At 62.9% G+C, this 1,116-nt stretch carries 2 protein-coding genes; both read left to right on the top strand.

Features of this window, described 5'->3' with window-relative positions; all coding sequences use genetic code 11:
* Positions 1-608, top strand: a 608-nt coding sequence (locus tag ACFC0D_RS38705; protein ID WP_376446824.1) for a phage tail tape measure C-terminal domain-containing protein, incomplete at its 5' end; no start/stop codon positions are given.
* Positions 609-818: 210 nt separating this feature from the next.
* On the top strand, positions 819-1,116 hold a 298-nt coding region (locus ACFC0D_RS38700; protein WP_376446822.1), incomplete at its 3' end, for a hypothetical protein.

Raw genomic sequence — 1,116 nt, 5'->3', positions numbered from 1 at the left:
AGGAGGCATTGCAGCGGGAGGCGCAGTACCAGGCGGATCGTCAGAGTTCGATCACTAATTGGTCGTTGGGTGCCTACCGTGCCTTCGAGGACTATCGTTCCCAGGCGGCCAATGCAGCAGAGCTGGGCAATCAGGCGTTCACCAACGCATTCCAGGGAATGGTGGATGCGTTGGTGAACTTCGAAATGACCGGCAAGCTGAGTTTCAGCCAGCTGGCCAACTCGATCATTGCGGACCTGGCTCGTATCGCGGCCAAGCAAGCCACATCAGCGCTGTTCAACGCCGGATTCAACGCTTTTGCCGGGCCGGTTGGAACGGTACAGCGGGAGCGGATCCAGATCCCAGGGTTCGACGGTGGTGGCTTCACCGGTTACGGCGGGCGACTGGAGCCGGCCGGACTCGTCCACAAGGGCGAGGGCGTGCTCAACCAGGACGACATGCGGGCACTGGGGGGGCCATCGGCATTTCACGCCCTGCGCGCGGCGTTGAGGCGAGGTTACGACGCTGGCGGCATCGGTGGACAGGTTCCCGCTCGTGTTGCGCTGAGCGGCCGGCAGGGTGGCCAAGGCGGACCGTCCGTTGAGATCCACAACTACTGCGGAAGCTAGGTCCAGCAGCGAGAGGAATCGCAAACGCTTCCAGATGGGTCCGAGATCCGAAAGCTGATTGTCCAGATCGGCAACGAGGAGCTCGATGGCGGTTCGTGGGGCCGGGTCGGCCAAGCCCGCTATGGCTGGCAGGACGCGATGGGCTGAGTGGATCGGCGCGGGGTTCCCACGCCGGTTTCTATGAGATTGATTGTTCGAAGCGAGGAGTACATGGAGACCTTCCCCAGCTATGCCGAGATCCGCTTTGCGGACTACGGTGAGGAGTTCGACCCCGCGGTCGAGCGCACCGAGATGGAACGCGGCGTGCCGCGGCAGCGCCTGCTGAACACCCACGTCATGCAGACCATCGGGGCGTCGGTGCAGTTCCGCTCGGCGCAGACGGTGGCCGACTTCGAAGCCTGGTACTTCGACAACCTCAAGCGAATCGGCTGGTTCAACATTGAGCATCCCCGCACGGGCCAGATAATTCGTGCTCGCTTCCAGGGTGGCAAGATCGGCAAGCTGCAGC

Origin of the sequence: Streptomyces sp. NPDC056222, from assembly GCF_042264065.1 — a bacterium.
GTDB lineage: Bacteria > Actinomycetota > Actinomycetes > Streptomycetales > Streptomycetaceae > Streptomyces.
The sequence above is the reverse complement of the archived record's forward strand: the minus strand, read 5'-3'. Positions and strand labels throughout refer to the sequence as shown.